The organism is Pleomorphochaeta naphthae (assembly GCF_055396005.1).
Map to the genome: position 1 here is coordinate 1,857,644 of NZ_AP042457.1, position 17,146 is coordinate 1,874,789.

At 27.1% G+C, this 17,146-nt stretch carries 14 protein-coding genes and 2 pseudogenes; 6 read left to right on the forward strand and 10 right to left on the reverse strand.

The window, feature by feature from the left end; translation table 11 throughout:
• Positions 1–96 precede the first annotated feature (96 nt).
• Complete coding sequence (locus tag ACZ5SO_RS08460) at positions 97–1,149, forward strand: Fic family protein (RefSeq protein WP_464624009.1); 1,053 nt, start codon at positions 97–99, stop codon at positions 1,147–1,149.
• 363 nt (positions 1,150–1,512) lie between these two features.
• On the opposite strand, the gene ACZ5SO_RS08465 is transcribed toward ACZ5SO_RS08460, so the two are convergent.
• Together ACZ5SO_RS08465 and ACZ5SO_RS08470 are read right to left on the reverse strand one after the other, a co-directional pair.
• Positions 1,513–1,815, reverse strand: a complete 303-nt coding sequence (locus tag ACZ5SO_RS08465; RefSeq protein WP_464624010.1) for a hypothetical protein — start codon at positions 1,813–1,815, stop codon at positions 1,513–1,515.
• A gap of 30 nt (positions 1,816–1,845) precedes the next feature.
• Positions 1,846–2,094 (reverse strand): annotated as a pseudogene (locus tag ACZ5SO_RS08470) (HTH domain-containing protein); the annotation flags it as partial.
• A 608-nt stretch (positions 2,095–2,702) separates the two neighbouring features.
• On the opposite strand from ACZ5SO_RS08470, the pseudogene ACZ5SO_RS08475 reads away from it, so the two are divergent.
• Positions 2,703–2,798: pseudogene (locus ACZ5SO_RS08475) on the forward strand (PTS sugar transporter subunit IIA); the annotation flags it as partial.
• Here the strand turns inward: ACZ5SO_RS08475 and ACZ5SO_RS08480 are convergent.
• The 3 genes from ACZ5SO_RS08480 to ACZ5SO_RS08490 all read right to left on the reverse strand — a co-directional run bounded on the left by ACZ5SO_RS08480 (position 2,789) and on the right by ACZ5SO_RS08490 (position 4,099).
• Entirely contained in the window at positions 2,789–2,983 is a 195-nt protein-coding gene (locus ACZ5SO_RS08480) for a transposase (RefSeq protein WP_464624011.1), read from the reverse strand. The pseudogene ACZ5SO_RS08475 and the gene ACZ5SO_RS08480 sit on opposite strands and share 10 nt — an antisense overlap.
• The gene (locus ACZ5SO_RS08485; protein ID WP_464624012.1) at positions 2,953–3,114 is read right to left on the reverse strand and encodes a hypothetical protein; all 162 of its coding nucleotides are present in this window, start codon (positions 3,112–3,114) and stop codon (positions 2,953–2,955) included. Before ACZ5SO_RS08485 ends, ACZ5SO_RS08480 begins: the two co-directional genes overlap by 31 nt.
• Positions 3,115–3,529: 415 nt before the next feature.
• The gene (locus tag ACZ5SO_RS08490) at positions 3,530–4,099 is read right to left on the reverse strand and encodes a TetR/AcrR family transcriptional regulator (RefSeq protein ID WP_464624013.1); all 570 of its coding nucleotides are present in this window, start codon (positions 4,097–4,099) and stop codon (positions 3,530–3,532) included.
• Positions 4,100–4,242: 143 nt separating this feature from the next.
• Here ACZ5SO_RS08490 and ACZ5SO_RS08495 point away from each other — a divergent pair, with 143 nt between their 5' ends.
• Positions 4,243–5,187 (forward strand): hypothetical protein, encoded by a 945-nt coding sequence (locus ACZ5SO_RS08495; RefSeq protein ID WP_464624014.1) that lies wholly within the window; start codon positions 4,243–4,245, stop codon positions 5,185–5,187.
• A gap of 207 nt (positions 5,188–5,394) precedes the next feature.
• Positions 5,395–5,730: a hypothetical protein gene (locus tag ACZ5SO_RS08500; RefSeq protein WP_464624015.1), complete on the forward strand. Its 336-nt coding sequence runs from the start codon at positions 5,395–5,397 to the stop codon at positions 5,728–5,730.
• 148 nt (positions 5,731–5,878) lie between these two features.
• On the opposite strand, the gene ACZ5SO_RS08505 is transcribed toward ACZ5SO_RS08500, so the two are convergent.
• Together ACZ5SO_RS08505 and ACZ5SO_RS08510 are read right to left on the reverse strand one after the other, a co-directional pair.
• Positions 5,879–6,352, reverse strand: coding sequence for a DDE-type integrase/transposase/recombinase (locus tag ACZ5SO_RS08505; RefSeq protein WP_464624016.1), 474 nt, complete (start codon positions 6,350–6,352; stop codon positions 5,879–5,881).
• A gap of 241 nt (positions 6,353–6,593) precedes the next feature.
• Positions 6,594–8,087, reverse strand: coding sequence for an Lcl C-terminal domain-containing protein (locus ACZ5SO_RS08510; RefSeq protein ID WP_464624017.1), 1,494 nt, complete (start codon positions 8,085–8,087; stop codon positions 6,594–6,596).
• A 400-nt stretch (positions 8,088–8,487) separates the two neighbouring features.
• On the opposite strand from ACZ5SO_RS08510, the gene ACZ5SO_RS08515 reads away from it, so the two are divergent.
• A complete protein-coding gene (locus tag ACZ5SO_RS08515; protein ID WP_464624018.1) occupies positions 8,488–10,380 on the forward strand; it encodes an IS1634 family transposase in 1,893 nt (630 codons plus the stop codon).
• Between the two features lie 568 nt (positions 10,381–10,948).
• Here ACZ5SO_RS08515 and ACZ5SO_RS08520 read toward each other — a convergent pair.
• From ACZ5SO_RS08520 to ACZ5SO_RS08530, 3 genes are all read right to left on the reverse strand, one after another.
• Entirely contained in the window at positions 10,949–11,137 is a 189-nt protein-coding gene (locus ACZ5SO_RS08520) for a helix-turn-helix domain-containing protein (RefSeq protein WP_464624019.1), read from the reverse strand.
• A 561-nt stretch (positions 11,138–11,698) separates the two neighbouring features.
• The gene (locus tag ACZ5SO_RS08525) at positions 11,699–13,591 is read right to left on the reverse strand and encodes an IS1634 family transposase (protein ID WP_464624020.1); all 1,893 of its coding nucleotides are present in this window, start codon (positions 13,589–13,591) and stop codon (positions 11,699–11,701) included.
• A gap of 561 nt (positions 13,592–14,152) precedes the next feature.
• Positions 14,153–16,045, reverse strand: coding sequence for an IS1634 family transposase (locus ACZ5SO_RS08530; RefSeq protein ID WP_464624018.1), 1,893 nt, complete (start codon positions 16,043–16,045; stop codon positions 14,153–14,155).
• 618 nt (positions 16,046–16,663) lie between these two features.
• On the opposite strand from ACZ5SO_RS08530, the gene tenpIN reads away from it, so the two are divergent.
• Positions 16,664–17,134 (forward strand): type III toxin-antitoxin system TenpIN family toxin, encoded by a 471-nt coding sequence (tenpIN, locus tag ACZ5SO_RS08535; RefSeq protein WP_464624021.1) that lies wholly within the window; start codon positions 16,664–16,666, stop codon positions 17,132–17,134.
• Positions 17,135–17,146: the final 12 nt, after the last annotated feature.

A 17,146-nucleotide genomic window follows, 5' to 3' on the forward strand; every position in this document is an offset into this window, starting at 1 on the left:
TCTTTTTATATAGTTATTAGTTATTTATAAAAGTTGAAGCACTTAAAATATATAATTCAATAAATATGGATTTATGACTAATAGGAGTAAATAAAAATGAATAAACTACCTTTAGACTTTGATATTGAAACTAAAAAAGTTTTAATACAATTAAATAAAGCAAACAACAAGATAGGTGAATTAAAAGGTATTACATCAACATTAGAAAATCCTAGAATCTTATTGAATGTTGTTACTCTAGGTGAAGCAAAAGATTCTTCGGAAATAGAAAATATTGTTACAACATATGATGAATTATATAAAGAAATAACTGAATATAGCATTAATCCTTCTTCTAAAGAAGTACTAAAATATAGAGGTTCTATAAACGAAGGATATAAAATTCTCAAACAAAAAGGATTTATAAGTATTAATGATATAATCGATATCCACAAAATTATAGAACCAAATATTGGAGATATAAGAAATCTTCCTGGAACTGAAATAATTAATTCCAAATCTAGAGAAATAGTTCATACACCTCCCCAATCATATGAAGAAATAATGACATATTTATCTAATCTTGAAAAATATATAAATTCAGATAATGAAACATATGATCCACTTATTAAAATGGCAATAATCCATTATCAATTCGAAACAATACATCCCTTTTATGATGGTAATGGTCGTACTGGGCGTTTAATAAATATTCTCTACCTTGTCATGACAAAAAAGCTAGATTTACCTATATTATATTTAAGTAAATATATAATAAGAAACAAAGCAGAATATTATGATCTACTCAATGAGTGTAACAAAGATATTCATAACATTGAGAATTTCATTATATATATGCTCAAAGGAATTGAAGAGACTTCAGAATTTACAATAAATTTTATCAAGAAAATTAATGAAAGTATTGAAGCAACTTGTACTAAAATGAAGCAAAAGCTTCCTAAAATATATAGCAAAGAATTAGTAGATTTAATTTATTATGAGTTCTATACAAAAAATATATATTTCCAAAAGCAATTAAAACTATCAAGAAGCACAGCAACAAAATATCTTAAATTACTTGTTCAAGAAGGATTTTTAATTGAGGAAAAAGTTGGAAAAGAAGTTATTTATAAAAATAAAGCACTATTTGATTTAATTGATATCTATTAAAAGTAAAGGTGAATTCATTACTCATCTAACTGACATAAATGGAAAAAACACTGTTAGAAAAAATATATAAATAATATTAGATACCGCTATTAAAAAAACAATTCTGTTGACTATTACATTATCTAATTCGATTATCTTTTTAAGGTACACGATTACTCCTAGAAAACTTGAAAAATAAGACAAAATAGCCTTAAATTAAAAAAAGCTATTTTTCAACTCCTTACATTAAAAAAAATTATAATAGCTGCTATATTGTATCAACGATAAGTACTAAAATGGGTTAGCTTTCCTGATTGGACAAAATAATCCATATTTTTTCATCAATCTCCTTATCTTCTCTAAGCTCATCTTATTTGGTGTATTTCATAGTATCATAAAGATTTGTCTTGAACCTTTCTTAAACTTTCTATGCTTATATACATTTAATATTATATCAACTGCAGCTCTATCTTTTGACTCTCTTTCATCACGCTTATCTTTAAAGTTAAGCCAATAGTAATAACTAGCTCTTGATATTGCTGCTATTAAACATAATTCTTCAACTGTTAATAGATTTTCTGGATCTAGCAATTGTGCTTGTATTATTTTCTTTTTTTCTTCCTTCTCTGCTGTCGCGATAGTGAATATTTTTCCTCTATCATGATGTTTTTTTTTTAAGAATTCCAACTTTTGATTTAATTTTTTTATCTCTAATTCTTAAGCTTTAAGCTTTTCTTCAACAGATATTGCCTCTTTAGTTCTAGGTCTAGAATTATTGACTCTTTGATCTTCAAATCCATTTGCTCTTGTAGCCTGTCTTTTAATATTATTAGTTAATCCATGAATTCTCTCACGATTAATAATATCTAAATCAAAACCTAAATCAAGAAATATAGTTCCTGGTGATTGGCAACCTTGATATCTTCTCCAAAATTCCTTTTTAAATTCTAAAGTATATTTAATTGATTTTTCACTAACTTTTTAGGCATACTCATTTGCTCTTATTTTAGCAATTTCTTCTTCAATAAAGTACCTTTTACCCATCTAAATCTCCATCAAGACTAGTATATCATAACTAATCTTTTCTAAATATTTGATTCAATGTAGTACTTAGGGATGATTAAGTTTTATTAAAGTGTCTAAACTTTCCGTGCCGGTTCAAGATTTCGTTTAAATTTATTTTAATCTAATTATAAGACTTAAAGAACTTTAAAAAATACTATGCATCTTTAAAGTTTGTTTAGTAATATTTGTGAATCCTATTTGTAAAAATTAACACAAATTTTTACAATTACACACAAATAGTAATTCAGTGTAGATAATAATTATTCTTTAATAAAACTACTTAAGCATTTCGAATTTCCTTAGACATTCCCAAGGGTTGGGAATAAAATCAATTTATAAGAATTGTTATTTTTGCAAAGACTTAGCTATTTAAAAAAGTGCGGATTTGTTAGAAAACGCTTATTTAAATATTGCGGATTTGAAATAGATGTTCATCAATGGATAAATCATTGATAGCAGTTATGCCTCTTAAAACTTAAATTGAGCTACTAGCACTTGATAAAAAAAATATTAAACTTGTATTTTTACTTGTTGGCCCCCAAAAAAATAGTAGTTACCATTTAAGAATATTAAGTAAATTAGCTCGTATATTAAGTCATAAATCTTTTAGAGATAATCTTTTTAATGCTCCTGATGCCGAAAGTTTCTTAAACTTGATAAAACAAGATAATTCTCTTGCACATAGCCCAATAAATGATGAAAACTCTCTAGCTTTATTAAATCTTGCAAAATCTTTTATTTCACATACTATAGATAAGGCTATATGTGATCTATACCTATAAAGCCCCATAATCTTTTTACATCTTCTTTATATTTTTCATTTTTATATAATTCTTCAATCTTTATATCAAAACGCTTTATAGCTTCTTTCAATCTATATATTTCTACTAAATATTCTTTATAAGTTATTTGATTAATCATTAAATCAAATTTAATAGTCTTTAACCATTATCTATATGCATCAGACCAAGCTCCTTCTTGAAATGGATAATTAATATTTCTTCTTAAAATAAATGATTTTAACTGTTACTTTGCTTTTTTATTGTGTTTTTATATCATCTTTCATTCTAATGAAGTCTCTAGTAGCTTTATCTTCAACTGAGATTAGAACTACTTACTTTTTTTCTTTACAAAATAATGTTTGAGATAAATTTCTAGCATCTTGCTTATCTGTCTTTACTCGATTACCATCTTTTTTTTTATATATTCTAGTAGGTGCCATTATTATACAATCAATATTAGCTTTTTCTAATTCTCTTTTTAGGTTAAAACCTGTAGATCTAGATTCATATACACAAATAATTTTAACTTCTATTTCTGATTCATCTTATTATTTTCAATCATTTAGTATTCCAATCTTACAAATCTTAACATATAAGGCAGCCATTTTTTCTGGTGTTTCTTCACAACCATCCTGGATCCATCGGTCAATCATTTTAACCAAACCTGAAGCATGAAATATGTTCAAATATATAATTTCTGATTCAGAAAAATCAGAAACATCGAAAACAGCCAAATTAGATTCTTTTGTAGTTTTATTCATTTTAATTATAAACTGCTCATAAAAATAATTGGACAGGTTATGTTTGTGCAATACTCTTAGTATTTCAATATGTTTGAAACATTCACTAAAAGAATAATAGGCAATATCATAAAGTGATTTTTGTTTATTTTGATTGAAATCTAACCAAATTCTACTAAAAGTTTCATCAATATACTCCTTAATAATTTGATGCTTGTTTTTATAATGGACATAAAAAGTTCTTCTTGCAATTTCAGCTTCATCAATTATTTGTGTGATTGTTATTTTTTTATAGTCATCTGTTTCCATCAGTCTAAAAAGTGCTGAAATTATCCATCTTTTTGTTCTTGTTAAATTTGGTAAATCTTTTTTAGTAAAATTCATTTAAACCTCTTAGTATACAAATTTGAGCAATGTGTGCAAACTTCCTTAGAAATATTGACTTAGCTTTTCAAATATAATTATTCTATTAATAGAAAAAAAATACAAGTGTATACTTATATATAAGTGTATACAAAGGAGACTAAATGAATTTTTTAAAAGAAGATGCAATGCATGTACAATTACCTTTCAAGGATGAGGAACAAGAGTTTGAGTGGTGGTATTTTGATGCAAATTCTGAAGATGGAACCCACATAGTTGCCATGTATTCAGTTAATGACACAAGACTAAAGCCCAGAAAACCTTCTATCAGATATAATGCTTATTATGAAAATGGTGATTCAGCTTGGGAGTTAGAAGAATTTACAAGAGATGAAGTGACCGTAAGCTACGAGAAATGCGAAGCAAGGTTCAATAACCAATACTGCGTTGATTTTGGTGAATATTATGAAATCTATACCATGATTAACGGCAATGGGTGTAAATTAAAGTTCTACCCACAAATTCCTCATTATTTCACCCCTGAAAATCCACCTAATATGGGCTGGACCGTAGCAGCACCTCATGCAAAGGTAGAAGGTATTATATATAAAGATGGTAAAGAAATACCTTTCAAAGGAGAAGGTTACCATGATCATAATTGGGGACACAATAATATGAATAAAAGATATAAGCAGTGGTATTGGGGAAAAATACATACTCCTGATTTGTGTCTTGATTATGGATTGCTGGTCATGAAAGATGATAGTCTACTACTTAGTTTGCTTGCAATTGATAAAGATGGAACAGTTCTATGCGAACCAAACCCAGAAACTTTGAGGATCTGTAAATCAGAATTAAAAGATGTAGTATTTGATTCTGAGATGGGTGAAGAATATGCAAGAAATGTGAAGCTTTTTTATAAAAAAGATGGAATTGAAATAAGTGTTAATATCGAGTTAGATAGAATTGTAATGAGTGAAAAAACTGAGGTTAAACCTGGCGAATCATGCTACCGATATGTTGGAAAAGAACATACCATAATCAAGAAAGAAAATACAGTTAAAGAATATGACACCTCAGAGTTACATGAAATAGTATATTTATATTAATACTTTTTCATACTTAAAAACGAAAGAGTCAATCACAATGTGTAAGTTATTTAACTATTCTAAAATGTTATACATATTTTTCGATTCACTCTCTAATTTTTGCTATAATGTGCAGCTGGTTTCATACTTGAAACCAGTTACACATTCGGCCTATTTTATCATTTATATGTTGAACCTTAATTTTAATTTAAAGCAATAATCAAACTAGTGATAAATTGGAGTAAAGTAACAGGAACCCAAATTCTCTCTATTTTACTCGGTGTTATTGAATTCATCACTGTTCCTATTACAAAAAAAGCAATAAGAAACCATATTGCTATTTTCGAAAAAGAAAATAAACTTGGAAAAGCGAAGGTAGATCTTGATAGTATAATAATTATAAAAAAGAATAATAAAAAGGAATTTAAAATTGCTACTAGTCTCATTTTTACCGGGTATTTACCTTTAAATTTTCCACCCATAGATGCTGCCCCCCAGGGTAGACCAGCAGCTAGGCATAATTGGAACAAAATTACTAGTGACGTTAATACAATAAACGCATAGACTGATATATTCAAAATCATTATCACTACTCCTTAAAATTAAATTATTAATATATATAAGCTAACAAGGTGAACTGGTTCGCCTTTTTTAGACAAACTTTATTTTACTTAATCTAGTATACCACATTATCCAAAAGTTAAAGTTGTAATTATGCAACTTTAACTTTGCCTTTTCCAGGAATAATATAATGTCCTTTCCTCAAATATTTATTATATTGATTAGGAGTCATTTTGCTTATATCCCATCGGGATTTTTCATTATTGTAATAATTCATATACTCATTAATACAATATTTTAATTCTTCAAATCTATTACATTCTGTAATATCTATCTCATCTTTCATATGACCCAAAAAGCTTTCTTGCGGCGAATTATCCCAGCAGTTCGCACATCTACTCATCGAGCGAGTGATATTATACATCTTTAATTTCCTTCTATATTCTCTTGCAGAGTAATGTACACCCTGGTCACTTGTGATAATTACATTCTTACTTAATTGGGTTCCATATCTTTCTATTAATTGGTCAACAGTTTCTAATACAAACTCTTCTCTTAAATTATCTGACAATACAAATGATAAAAGCTGTTTTGTACAAGCATCTCTTAACACTGAAAAATCCATTACAGTTTTAAATGCTTATAAGCATGATCACGTATTAGCTAATTAATTTAACTTAAGCTAGGAAGATAACATTGAACTTTCTGCAAGTGATTATGTAAGTAACGTAAAGATCTCTTTTACAATCAAATAGCAGATACAATAAAATATATATAAATACAAACCTCGTAAAAAGAAGTAAAGCCCCAAAAGCATTTTATTCTTTTGAGGCTCTTATAATTACTACTAATCCTATTCTATTAATTTAGTTAGCATCACGTACTAATAATGCGTAATTATATATTACTATATAGTCTGCTGCATTTTCTGAAGCACTTAAGTCAAATATAGTTGTTGTATCATTAGCTTCATCATATTCATAAGGATATTCTTCACCATATAATTGCTCCCATAATGCTCTTGATAGTGCTGGTGCTTGTGTTGCAGCTCCTGTTGTATCTTTATAATCATTTCTCATTGCACCAGGGCCATGTGTATCTACAAAGTCAGCTACAGTTACATCTTCAGTACTTGTTGATTCTTCTGATGATTGTTCCATTAAAGGAGGTAATTCACCATCGCTATCACCTTCAGGTGGAGGGCCCATTTGTTCATCATTACTCATACCAGCAGCACCGCCAGATGCAAGATTAATACCATAAGCTTTTCCGAATGCAAAATATAGAGCTGTATCAGGGAAGTCACCACAAGTAGTACTTGTCCACATATAGCAATCTTCTCTACTTAAGTCAAAATAATCAGTATCAACAACAGGTAACTCTGTTATACCATATTCCACTATACTTTGAAGTTCTTTAGCATTAGGTAATCTCCAATCACTATAGCCCATATAGTTAGCTTCATTTACTGATTGAACCCATTCTAATGTATCAACCCAAGTTCTACCTAAACCATAATTATCATCATCTACATCACGAATAGAACCGTCATCATTAATAGCACCACTATCTTGTTGACTCCACATTAATCCTGTAGCGTTATCTGTAATAGTTCCATCTTCATTATCAACAAAATCATTTACACCAAATACTCCTTCTTCACCACGTACAGCTCTAACTCCCGCAGGAATAGAAGAACCAGAAGAAGATCCATCTAGATAGTAACCATCACCATAAGATTTCAAGTGACCATCTGCCCAGTTAAATCCATAGTTCTTTTCCATTTCTTCATATTCATTTTCAGCAGGAATTTTAGTTACACTACTTGTCCAATAAGATCCAGTATAAGGACGATTTTCATCATAGAAGAAATCAAAATAATCAGAATCAATATAAGGAATACTTTCTGAAATATCTTCAGCATTCAGTTGTCCATCCATATTTGCTAAAGAAAAAGATTCTTTAATAGTTGGAAGTCTCCAGTCAGTATATCCACCCAATTCTAAATTTTCTACATATTCTACAGCTTCATCATAGCTCATCTTATCTGTTGGTGGAGTTTGTTGCCACATTAAACCTGTATTATTATCTGTAACAGTTCCGTCCCCATTATCTGTATATGAAGGCATAATACCTTGATATTGTGCATCTTGACCATATAAAGAATCACCTAATTCAGGCTCATCAATAACATTACCATCAGCATCATAAAATTTAGATTGCATTGTATCCGTTACTACAAACTTTACCTCTAAATCTTGAGATGAAGTTTCTTCTTTTTCGACAGTTTGACAACTTGTTATCAAAAGTACAATCCCAGTTAAAAAAACAAAAAGAGCTTTCTTACTAATATTCTTCATTTATTTATCCTACCATTTAATTTATAACTAAAAATTAAAGTATTTTCACTAATAAATCGTCCAAATGGCACTATTTGGACAAATTAATTAATTATTTTTTAAAATTGATACTTTATTTTGACCTAGCATGTAAGGTTTGAACAATAAATATAACTTAGTTTTCTCAAAATATCATAATTAATCATACTATTATGAATAAATAGTATTGTTTAAATTTTTACTATTTTACACGATTACTCCCTAGTTCTGCAGTAATAAATAAAATAATAAAAAGCTTATTCCTTTTAGGGTAAGTATTTTTTTTGCTTAAAATAAATTTTTATATAACATTTTGTTGTATTACTCTGTAGGCCTTGACTATTTTTAAGTTATAGTAGATACTTAAAATACGAGGTGTTATATGTTTGTTAAGAAATTACCTGTAAACAAAGATGGAAAAACTTTATTGATTTTTGCAGAATCTATTAGAATACCAAATGGATATACTACAAATGCCAAAGGGAAAAAAGTTAAAGCTTATAAGATTAGGCAAAAGAAAATTAAAACTATTGGTTATTATGAAGATCTTCTAGATCTTTATGAGGATCCTATTGCCCATTTTAAAGCAGAAGCTAAAAGAATAAATGAAACTAACAAGCAAAAAAAAATTGAAAACACTATTTCAGTAGAATACAATACTGATGAATTATTCGACATTAATACAAATACTAATAATTTATATAATTTAGGCTATGTAATGATAAATGCAATTTATCATGAATTAGAAATAGATTATTTATGGAATAACAGAAGAAGATATACAGGTGATAAATTTAATCACAATATGATTTTTTTATTATTAGTAATTGATAGGATTATTTATAGTTCTTCAAAGAAAGGAGCTTTAAGTAAAACTGACTATTTTTTTGAGAACTTTAATTTTACTCTTGATGATACATATAGAGCTTTATCCTTTTTTGCAAAATATAAAGTAGATTTACTAAAAGTGTTAAATCAAAATGTAATCAAAAGATATAATAGAAATACAGATTTATTATTTTATGATGTTACAAACTTTTATTTTGAAATAGATGAAGAAGATGATTTAAGAAAAAAAGGAGTTTCAAAAGAACATAAGCCAAATCCAATAGTTCAAATGGGATTATTTATGGATGATAAAGGAATGCCTATAAGTTATCATAAATATGAAGGCAATAAAAATGACTGTTTAACTTTTATACCAAGTCTTGAAACAATAGGTTTTGATTTAGATTTTGACAATGTCATTTATGTAGCTGATAAAGGGATGATGAGTGGCACCAATTTAAGTAGAATTATCAAAGAAAAATCTGGATATGTAATTAGCTATTCTGTTAGAAAAGCAGATAAAACTTTTCAAGAGTGGGTATTAGATGAAACAGGCTATGAAGAATGGGTAGAAGAAGACAATGAAAACAATCATGCAGAGAAAGTAATCTATAAACGCAAGTCAAGAATGCAACCTAGAGTAATATGGGTTGATAAAATCTATAGAGATAAAAATGGAAAGGTAACAACAAAAAAGGTTGAATTTACAATAAATGAAAGACAGATTGTTTTTTACAGTTCTGCGTATGCAAAAAAGGCAAAAAAAGATAGAGAAAAAGCTAAAAAAATAGCATCAGGGAAATCAGCATCATCGATTTTAAACAAAGGAGCAATGAGTTTAATAAATAATTTAGCAGTTAATAAAGAAACTGGAGAAATTGAATCGAATCAATGGGGACTCATTAAAGATTTTGATGAAAAAAAACTAGAAGAGATTGAAAAACTAGATGGTTACTATGCAATAATGAGTAATGTCATTGGAATAGAAGAGAATGAAATTCCTTTTAAAGCAAAACATAGGTGGACTAAAGATAATATGTATCAACTTAATAAAAAAGTAACTGATTCAGATATAATACAAATGTATAAAGGTCTTTGGAAAATTGAAGAAAGCTTTAAAGTAACAAAGACAGGTTTAAAAGCAAGACCGATGTATGTTAGAAAAGAAGATCATATAGAAGCCCATTTATTAGTATGTTTTACAGCATTATTAATATTAAGAGCTTTAGAAGTAAGATCAAATCTCAATGCATTTCAAATACAAAAATTAATACAAGAATTTCAAGTTGATGAAATATCTGAAAATTTATTTAAAACGACATATTTTTCACCAGAGTTATATAAGCTTGGAAAAGCTGTAGGATTAGATTTAAGAAAAAAACAATATACTAGAAAAGAACTGAAAAGTTTTATATCAGAGAGTAAAAAATTTGGACGTCTAAATTAAAATTAAATTATCAATGAATGTAACACATGAAAATGTGTAAAAATGTTGAAATAATTTCAAGCTACACAATAACTTAGTGTAGCTTTTTCTATATTTTTGCTGCAGAACTCAGGATTTATCCTACCATTTAATTTATAACTAAAAATTAAAGTATTTTCACTAATAAATCGTCCAAATGGCACTATTTGGACAAATTAATTAATTATTTTTTAAAATTGATACTTTATTTTGACCTAGCATGTAAGGTTTGAACAATAAATATAACTTAGTTTTCTCAAAATATCATAATTAATCATACTATTATGAATAAATAGTATTGTTTAAATTTTTACTATTTTACACGATTACTCTTGAAGGACTCGTAGAAACTGGCAAATTAGCCTTATATAAAAAAACAGCTATTTTTTAATTGATTATTTTAAAAGAAATTATAATAGCTGAATTATTGTATCAACGATATGTAGTTTAATGCCAAGGAATTTATACATCAATACAACTATACGATTATAGAAAAAGTGGGTGTATTTTTTCTTAACAGGGTGTAAAAATATTTAATAAATCCGTTAAATTATTTTATAACGTGCCAAACTCCATCACGTTTCGAACCTATCCTTTCAGTTATTCCTTTATTTTGTAAATAACTGAAAGCTCTTTCAATAGTTCTTTTTGTAACATCTACCTTTTTAGCTATATCTTCTGCAGAATAGCTCTCATCATCTAATAAATAAATTATGACTTTCTTTTCTGTTTTATTCAAACCGACATTTTTCTTCTTAGTTTTTGATATAACTTCAGCATCAAAAGGAATAGTACATCGTATGTAATTACTTTCTATATCAAAAACATCATGACCATATTTATTAATAATTGTTGAAATTCCATAACCACTATATTAAAAAATTCCCAAAAACATCGAAAGAGATTTTAATTAAAATAATAAAAGCTATTGACATAACAATTAATCAATATTTCTAATAAATATTGACGGCCATTGAAATAATTAATATTGCCAAGGATGTTAATTATGTAGCCTAACATAGGTTTTACGTTTAGATAGACCATTTCTTGGATAGGTTATTAACCGAAAGAAAACGTAAATAGTAAAACTTTCGTTTAGGAGATGTTTTTACTTTTTATCATTAACTAATCTTTAGATTAGAGTTTTTTTCACTTGACTATTAAATAAAATTATTAGATACTTTTATCCTGAGTTCTGCAGCAAAAATATAGAAAAAGCTACACTAAGTTATTGTGTAGCTTGAAATTATTTCAACATTTTTACACATTTTCATGTGTTACATTCATTGATAATTTAATTTTAATTTAGACGTCCAAATTTTTTACTCTCTGATATAAAACTTTTCAGTTCTTTTCTAGTATATTGTTTTTTTCTTAAATCTAATCCTACAGCTTTTCCAAGCTTATATAACTCTGGTGAAAAATATGTCGTTTTAAATAAATTTTCAGATATTTCATCAACTTGAAATTCTTGTATTAATTTTTGTATTTGAAATGCATTGAGATTTGATCTTACTTCTAAAGCTCTTAATATTAATAATGCTGTAAAACATACTAATAAATGGGCTTCTATATGATCTTCTTTTCTAACATACATCGGTCTTGCTTTTAAACCTGTCTTTGTTACTTTAAAGCTTTCTTCAATTTTCCAAAGACCTTTATACATTTGTATTATATCTGAATCAGTTACTTTTTTATTAAGTTGATACAGATTATCTTTAGTCCACCTATGTTTTGCTTTAAAAGGAATTTCATTCTCTTCTATTCCAATGACATTACTCATTATTGCATAGTAACCATCTAGTTTTTCAATCTCTTCTAGTTTTTTTTCATCAAAATCTTTAATGAGTCCCCATTGATTCGATTCAATTTCTCCAGTTTCTTTATTAACTGCTAAATTATTTATTAAACTCATTGCTCCTTTGTTTAAAATCGATGATGCTGATTTCCCTGATGCTATTTTTTTAGCTTTTTCTCTATCTTTTTTTGCCTTTTTTGCATACGCAGAACTGTAAAAAACAATCTGTCTTTCATTTATTGTAAATTCAACCTTTTTTGTTGTTACCTTTCCATTTTTATCTCTATAGATTTTATCAACCCATATTACTCTAGGTTGCATTCTTGACTTGCGTTTATAGATTACTTTCTCTGCATGATTGTTTTCATTGTCTTCTTCTACCCATTCTTCATAGCCTGTTTCATCTAATACCCACTCTTGAAAAGTTTTATCTGCTTTTCTAACAGAATAGCTAATTACATATCCAGATTTTTCTTTGATAATTCTACTTAAATTGGTGCCACTCATCATCCCTTTATCAGCTACATAAATGACATTGTCAAAATCTAAATCAAAACCTATTGTTTCAAGACTTGGTATAAAAGTTAAACAGTCATTTTTATTGCCTTCATATTTATGATAACTTATAGGCATTCCTTTATCATCCATAAATAATCCCATTTGAACTATTGGATTTGGCTTATGTTCTTTTGAAACTCCTTTTTTTCTTAAATCATCTTCTTCATCTATTTCAAAATAAAAGTTTGTAACATCATAAAATAATAAATCTGTATTTCTATTATATCTTTTGATTACATTTTGATTTAACACTTTTAGTAAATCTACTTTATATTTTGCAAAAAAGGATAAAGCTCTATATGTATCATCAAGAGTAAAATTAAAGTTCTCAAAAAAATAGTCAGTTTTACTTAAAGCTCCTTTCTTTGAAGAACTATAAATAATCCTATCAATTACTAATAATAAAAAAATCATATTGTGATTAAATTTATCACCTGTATATCTTCTTCTGTTATTCCATAAATAATCTATTTCTAATTCATGATAAATTGCATTTATCATTACATAGCCTAAATTATATAAATTATTAGTATTTGTATTAATGTCGAATAATTCATCAGTATTGTATTCTACTGAAATAGTGTTTTCAATTTTTTTTTGCTTGTTAGTTTCATTTATTCTTTTAGCTTCTGCTTTAAAATGGGCAATAGGATCCTCATAAAGATCTAGAAGATCTTCATAATAACCAATAGTTTTAATTTTCTTTTGCCTAATCTTATAAGCTTTAACTTTTTTCCCTTTGGCATTTGTAGTATATCCATTTGGTATTCTAATAGATTCTGCAAAAATCAATAAAGTTTTTCCATCTTTGTTTACAGGTAATTTCTTAACAAACATATAACACCTCGTATTTTAAGTATCTACTATAACTTAAAAATAGTCAAGGCCTACAGAGTAATACAACAAAATGTTATATAAAAATTTATTTTAAGCAAAAAAAATACTTTCCCTAAAAGGAATAAGCTTTTTATTATTTTATTTATTACTGCAGAACTAGGGAGATTTTAATTAAAATAATAAAAGCTATTGACATAACAATTAATCAATATTTCTAATAAATATTGACGGCCATTGAAATAATTAATATTGCCAAGGATGTTAATTATGTAGCCTAACATAGGTTTTACGTTTAGATAGACCATTTCTTGGATAGGTTATTAACCGAAAGAAAACGTAAATAGTAAAACTTTCGTTTAGGAGATGTTTTTACTTTTTATCATTAACTAATCTTTAGATTAGAGTTTTTTTCACTTGACTATTAAATAAAATTATTAGATACTTTTATCCTGAGTTCTGCAGCAAAAATATAGAAAAAGCTACACTAAGTTATTGTGTAGCTTGAAATTATTTCAACATTTTTACACATTTTCATGTGTTACATTCATTGATAATTTAATTTTAATTTAGACGTCCAAATTTTTTACTCTCTGATATAAAACTTTTCAGTTCTTTTCTAGTATATTGTTTTTTTCTTAAATCTAATCCTACAGCTTTTCCAAGCTTATATAACTCTGGTGAAAAATATGTCGTTTTAAATAAATTTTCAGATATTTCATCAACTTGAAATTCTTGTATTAATTTTTGTATTTGAAATGCATTGAGATTTGATCTTACTTCTAAAGCTCTTAATATTAATAATGCTGTAAAACATACTAATAAATGGGCTTCTATATGATCTTCTTTTCTAACATACATCGGTCTTGCTTTTAAACCTGTCTTTGTTACTTTAAAGCTTTCTTCAATTTTCCAAAGACCTTTATACATTTGTATTATATCTGAATCAGTTACTTTTTTATTAAGTTGATACATATTATCTTTAGTCCACCTATGTTTTGCTTTAAAAGGAATTTCATTCTCTTCTATTCCAATGACATTACTCATTATTGCATAGTAACCATCTAGTTTTTCAATCTCTTCTAGTTTTTTTTCATCAAAATCTTTAATGAGTCCCCATTGATTCGATTCAATTTCTCCAGTTTCTTTATTAACTGCTAAATTATTTATTAAACTCATTGCTCCTTTGTTTAAAATCGATGATGCTGATTTCCCTGATGCTATTTTTTTAGCTTTTTCTCTATCTTTTTTTGCCTTTTTTGCATACGCAGAACTGTAAAAAACAATCTGTCTTTCATTTATTGTAAATTCAACCTTTTTTGTTGTTACCTTTCCATTTTTATCTCTATAGATTTTATCAACCCATATTACTCTAGGTTGCATTCTTGACTTGCGTTTATAGATTACTTTCTCTGCATGATTGTTTTCATTGTCTTCTTCTACCCATTCTTCATAGCCTGTTTCATCTAATACCCACTCTTGAAAAGTTTTATCTGCTTTTCTAACAGAATAGCTAATTACATATCCAGATTTTTCTTTGATAATTCTACTTAAATTGGTGCCACTCATCATCCCTTTATCAGCTACATAAATGACATTGTCAAAATCTAAATCAAAACCTATTGTTTCAAGACTTGGTATAAAAGTTAAACAGTCATTTTTATTGCCTTCATATTTATGATAACTTATAGGCATTCCTTTATCATCCATAAATAATCCCATTTGAACTATTGGATTTGGCTTATGTTCTTTTGAAACTCCTTTTTTTCTTAAATCATCTTCTTCATCTATTTCAAAATAAAAGTTTGTAACATCATAAAATAATAAATCTGTATTTCTATTATATCTTTTGATTACATTTTGATTTAACACTTTTAGTAAATCTACTTTATATTTTGCAAAAAAGGATAAAGCTCTATATGTATCATCAAGAGTAAAATTAAAGTTCTCAAAAAAATAGTCAGTTTTACTTAAAGCTCCTTTCTTTGAAGAACTATAAATAATCCTATCAATTACTAATAATAAAAAAATCATATTGTGATTAAATTTATCACCTGTATATCTTCTTCTGTTATTCCATAAATAATCTATTTCTAATTCATGATAAATTGCATTTATCATTACATAGCCTAAATTATATAAATTATTAGTATTTGTATTAATGTCGAATAATTCATCAGTATTGTATTCTACTGAAATAGTGTTTTCAATTTTTTTTTGCTTGTTAGTTTCATTTATTCTTTTAGCTTCTGCTTTAAAATGGGCAATAGGATCCTCATAAAGATCTAGAAGATCTTCATAATAACCAATAGTTTTAATTTTCTTTTGCCTAATCTTATAAGCTTTAACTTTTTTCCCTTTGGCATTTGTAGTATATCCATTTGGTATTCTAATAGATTCTGCAAAAATCAATAAAGTTTTTCCATCTTTGTTTACAGGTAATTTCTTAACAAACATATAACACCTCGTATTTTAAGTATCTACTATAACTTAAAAATAGTCAAGGCCTACAGAGTAATACAACAAAATGTTATATAAAAATTTATTTTAAGCAAAAAAAATACTTTCCCTAAAAGGAATAAGCTTTTTATTATTTTATTTATTACTGCAGAACTAGGGAGATTTTAATTAAAATAATAAAAGCTATTGACATAACAATTAATCAATATTTCTAATAAATATTGACGGCCATTGAAATAATTAATATTGCCAAGGATGTTAATTATGTAGCCTAACATAGGTTTTACGTTTAGATAGACCATTTCTTGGATAGGTTATTAACCGAAAGAAAACGTAAATAGTAAAACTTTCGTTTAGGAGATGTTTTTACTTTTTATCATTAACTAATCTTTAGATTAGAGTTTTTTTCACTTGACTATTAAATAAAATTATTAGATACTTTTATTACAGTCAGTGGTGGTAGGATTGCCCCACGTAAAACACTGAAAAATCCGAACAGAATGAAGATGGTGGTAGGATTGCCCCATTTAAAAAACTGAAAAATCCGAACAGAATGGACTGTAAGCAAGCCTCCTAATTGGAGGCTTTACTTTTTGCTTTGGAGTAATTGTACTTATGAAAATTGTTAAATTAGATAAATCCTTTTACAACGATAATAATAATCTAATAGAAGCCTTAGATCATGTTCAAGGAAACTGGATTGAAAATAAAACTCGGGGTTTTGGATTAGTCATAATAAATATCAATAATTTAACATTTGCAATTCCCCTAAGATCAAATATTAAGAACAAAGCATCATTTATTACTAAAAAGAATCATATTGCAAACAGTTTAGGAAAGGGGCTTGATTATTCTAAAGCATTATTAATTACTAACCCATCTTATATTTTATCTAAAGAGCCTTTTTTAATACCAAACGACGAATATATATCTATTACTTCTAAAGAAAATTATATTATAAAGAGTTTTGAAAAATATGTCTCAAAATATATTTCAGCAGTAAAAAATAATAACACACATATTCTTAGCAGTAAAATATATAGATTCACAACTCTCAAAAATTATCACAAAGAATTAGGCTGTTAATAAACGCTAGCA

Coding starts and splice junctions, on each gene's coding strand:
- ACZ5SO_RS08460 (WP_464624009.1), top strand. CDS start 97: ATGAATAAACTACCTTTAGACTTTGATATTGAAACTAAAAAAGTTTTA.
- ACZ5SO_RS08480 (WP_464624011.1), bottom strand. CDS start 2,983: ATGGGGCTTTATAGGTATAGATCACATATAGCCTTATCTATAGTATGT.
- ACZ5SO_RS08485 (WP_464624012.1), bottom strand. CDS start 3,114: ATGATTAATCAAATAACTTATAAAGAATATTTAGTAGAAATATATAGA.
- ACZ5SO_RS08490 (WP_464624013.1), bottom strand. CDS start 4,099: ATGAATTTTACTAAAAAAGATTTACCAAATTTAACAAGAACAAAAAGA.
- ACZ5SO_RS08495 (WP_464624014.1), top strand. CDS start 4,243: ATGAATTTTTTAAAAGAAGATGCAATGCATGTACAATTACCTTTCAAG.
- ACZ5SO_RS08505 (WP_464624016.1), bottom strand. CDS start 6,352: ATGGATTTTTCAGTGTTAAGAGATGCTTGTACAAAACAGCTTTTATCA.
- ACZ5SO_RS08510 (WP_464624017.1), bottom strand. CDS start 8,087: ATGAAGAATATTAGTAAGAAAGCTCTTTTTGTTTTTTTAACTGGGATT.
- ACZ5SO_RS08515 (WP_464624018.1), top strand. CDS start 8,488: ATGTTTGTTAAGAAATTACCTGTAAACAAAGATGGAAAAACTTTATTG.
- ACZ5SO_RS08525 (WP_464624020.1), bottom strand. CDS start 13,591: ATGTTTGTTAAGAAATTACCTGTAAACAAAGATGGAAAAACTTTATTG.
- ACZ5SO_RS08530 (WP_464624018.1), bottom strand. CDS start 16,045: ATGTTTGTTAAGAAATTACCTGTAAACAAAGATGGAAAAACTTTATTG.
- tenpIN (WP_464624021.1), top strand. CDS start 16,664: ATGAAAATTGTTAAATTAGATAAATCCTTTTACAACGATAATAATAAT.